Source organism: Phaeobacter sp. (genome assembly GCF_022825805.1).
Taxonomy (GTDB): Bacteria; Pseudomonadota; Alphaproteobacteria; order Rhodobacterales; family Rhodobacteraceae; genus Phaeobacter.
This window is the reverse complement of sequence record NZ_JAJDWC010000006.1, coordinates 1-3,098: the sequence shown is the minus strand read 5'-3', so window position 1 is coordinate 3,098 and position 3,098 is coordinate 1. Positions and strand designations below refer to the sequence as shown.

Sequence of the window (3,098 nt, the reverse complement as noted above, 5' to 3'; positions counted from 1 at the left end):
ACCCGCTTCGACGCGTGCGAACGCAGCAGCCCAAATCTCCAGTCGCCTACGGCTCGTTCCGATTTGGGCTGCTGCGGTACTAACTGAAGCGGACAATTGGCATGTTACCTACACCGGACAATTCAGAATGTTCTCGACATGAAAACAAAAGTCTGCTGACAGGACATGAGGTCTGTGGCCGCGATCAGGTGAACTGTTCAGAGATCAATCGCTCTTCCAGACCATGGCCCGGGTCAAACAAAATCTTGTGGCGGATTTTGCGTTGCGTCGAAATCTCCACCCTGACGACATTGGCAAAAGAAACCGAGTCAGCATCGGCCATCACCGGGCGCTTATCGGCCTCCAGGACATCAAATTGCACCCGCGCATTGCTGGGCAGCAGCGCCCCACGCCAGCGCCGGGGCCGAAAGGCTGCAATCGGCGTCAATGCCAGGACGTCAGAGCCGATCGGCAGAATTGGTCCGTGGGCAGAATAGTTGTAAGCGGTTGATCCGGCAGGTGTTGCAACCAGCGCGCCATCGCAGACCAGTTCTGCCATACGCTCGCGACCATCAACCGAAATACGCAGCCGAGCCGCCTGTGGTCCTGCGCGCAGCAGCGACACTTCGTTGATCGCGAGGGCATGGTGTTCGAGGCCCTGTTGATCGATTGCCTGCATCGTCAGCGGATGAATGATCTCCTCCTGCGCGGCTTCCAAGCGGGCAATCAAATCGCTTTCGTTGTATTCATTCATCAAGAAGCCAATGGTGCCTCGGTTCATGCCATAGACCGGCGCAGCGAGGTCGGTTGTCTCGTGCAGGGTCGACAGCATAAAGCCGTCCCCCCCCAATGCCACAATGACATCTGCCTCTTCTTTGGCGACGGTTCCATAGCGGGCCATCATGGCGTCCCTGGCGGATTGCGCGACATCAGTCTGGCTGGCGAGAAAGGCGATTCTAATGGTCATGAAATCTGTTTCCGGTCTTACGCAATCTGTTCCGAAACAATCATAGCTTTCCTCAGATTGCCAGTCTTGCCGCTCTGAGCCGGGGATTCGTCGCATTCCGGGCTTTCAGCCCTATAATGTTTCCGATAGGAAATCTGACAAATTGGAACGCCAACTGATGGAGCCAGCATGACCGATACCACAACCCGTGATCCCGGTTTTTTCACGCAATCCCTCGCTGAGCGCGACCCGGAGCTGTTTGGCTCGGTGACGGCTGAGCTGGGTCGCCAGCGCGATGAGATCGAATTGATCGCATCAGAAAACATCGTCTCAGCCGCCGTGATGGAAGCCCAGGGCTCCGTCCTGACGAACAAATACGCCGAAGGCTACCCAGGTCGCCGCTACTATGGTGGCTGCCAGTATGTGGACGTGGCCGAAAACCTCGCAATCGACCGCGCTAAGCAGCTGTTTAACGTAGAATTCGCCAATGTCCAACCGAACTCCGGTTCGCAGGCAAACCAGGGCGTGTTCCAGGCGCTGATCAAACCCGGCGACACCATCCTGGGCATGGATCTGGCATCCGGTGGCCATCTGACCCACGGCGCCGCGCCAAACCAGTCCGGCAAATGGTTCAACGCTGTGCATTACGGTGTGCGCAGAGAAGACAATCTGATCGACTATGATCAGGTGGCTGCGCTGGCTGCTGAACATCAGCCCAAGCTGATCATCGCTGGCGGATCTGCGATCCCGCGTCAGATCGACTTCGCGAAATTCCGCGAAATCGCTGATAGCGTTGGGGCCTTCCTGCTGGTGGACATGGCGCATATCGCCGGTCTGGTTGCGGCAGGTGAACACCCCTCGCCGTTCCCACACGCCGATGTGGCCACAACAACCACCCACAAAACCCTGCGCGGTCCACGTGGTGGTTTGATCCTGACCAACAACCCGGATATCGCGAAAAAGACCAACTCCGCGATCTTCCCAGGTATCCAGGGCGGCCCGCTGATGCACGTCATCGCTGCAAAAGCCGTGGCTTTCGGCGAAGCGCTGCGTCCGGAGTTCAAAGCCTACCAACAGCAGGTTCGCGCAAACGCGGTCGCACTGTCCGATCAGCTGATCAAAGGCGGGCTGGACATCGTGACCGGCGGCACCGACACCCATGTTCTGCTGGTGGACCTGCGCCCCAAAGGCGTGACCGGCAACATCGTCGACAAGGCACTGGGCCGTGCGCATATCACCACCAACAAAAACGGCATTCCGTTTGACCCTGAAAAGCCGACCGTGACCTCGGGCATCCGCCTTGGCACACCGGCGGGCACCACCCGCGGCTTTGCAGAGGCAGAGTTCCGCGAAATTGCGGATCTGATCATCGAAGTGGTCGACGGCCTGGCCGCCAATGGCGAAGACGGCAATGGCGCTGTTGAAGCTGCGGTACGGGAAAAAGTGTCCGCGCTCTGCGCCCGCTTCCCGCTGTACCCAGGTCTGTAAACAGACCCATATACGGGAGTGCCAGCCGAACAACGGCTGGTACAAACAGTGGCTGGTACGAACAACGACTGGCAAACACATGGAAATCCGCCACGCCCCACGGGTCGCGGCGGATTTTTCATTCGCAAACATGTTGATGGGTACGCTGCAGTCTATGCTTAGCCATGTTCAACGGCCGAGGTTGCAACGGCTGAGGTCAAAGAAATCCGCGCCAGCGCAGAAGGATCAACAGCAGCACCGTCGCGGTCAAAAGCGCAAAGGCCATGCTGCCGAGGATATCCAAGATCCGCCCCCGCCTGCGGTCCGCCAGATCGATTGACCGCAAATGGGTGATGATCTCCTCCGCCTGGCGCAGCAGCTTGGTGTCCTGCACCGTCAATCGCAGTTTCGGGTGCTCCAGCAAAGGTTGCACCGCAGCCAGCTCCAGCCCGATACGGTAGATGCGACGCGGCAACCGACGGCGCGCGCGTTTCAACGCAGACGCCAGATCACCGCCCGCTTTTTCACGTTCCTTCAGGAGGCTGCGCACCTCTTCGATCTGCTCTATTAGGCAGCCGACTCATAAAACTCGATCCACAGTCTGACGGATGCCAGTTTGATCATCGACAGGAAATTGCGTGACGTCTTTTCGTATCGGGTTGCGATGCGACGGAACGAGGCTTTCAGCCTGCCAAAGAACCGCTCG

The 3,098-nt window shown here is 58.3% G+C and carries 3 protein-coding genes and 1 pseudogene; 1 reads left to right on the top strand and 3 read right to left on the bottom strand.

What is annotated here, in order from left to right:
• Positions 1 to 184 precede the first annotated feature (184 nt).
• On the bottom strand, positions 185 to 946 hold the full coding sequence (locus tag Q0C28_RS00410; protein ID WP_293572673.1) for an NAD kinase: 762 nt from the start codon (positions 944 to 946) through the stop codon (positions 185 to 187).
• 168 nt (positions 947 to 1,114) lie between these two features.
• Between Q0C28_RS00410 and glyA the strand changes: the two genes are divergently transcribed.
• Positions 1,115 to 2,413 carry a serine hydroxymethyltransferase gene (gene glyA / locus Q0C28_RS00405; protein WP_293572672.1) on the top strand — a complete coding sequence of 433 codons (1,299 nt, stop codon included), beginning with the start codon at positions 1,115 to 1,117 and terminating at the stop codon, positions 2,411 to 2,413.
• Between the two features lie 196 nt (positions 2,414 to 2,609).
• Here the strand turns inward: glyA and Q0C28_RS00400 are convergent, their stop codons facing one another.
• Positions 2,610 to 2,942: a hypothetical protein gene (locus Q0C28_RS00400; protein WP_293572671.1), complete on the bottom strand. Its 333-nt coding sequence runs from the start codon at positions 2,940 to 2,942 to the stop codon at positions 2,610 to 2,612.
• Between the two features lie 17 nt (positions 2,943 to 2,959).
• Positions 2,960 to 3,098: pseudogene (locus tag Q0C28_RS00395) on the bottom strand (IS5/IS1182 family transposase); the annotation flags it as partial.

Excerpts from the sequence above, each read along its gene's own strand:
- Q0C28_RS00410 (WP_293572673.1), bottom strand. The coding sequence starts at position 946 with ATGACCATTAGAATCGCCTTTCTCGCCAGCCAGACTGATGTCGCGCAA.
- glyA (WP_293572672.1), top strand. The coding sequence starts at position 1,115 with ATGACCGATACCACAACCCGTGATCCCGGTTTTTTCACGCAATCCCTC.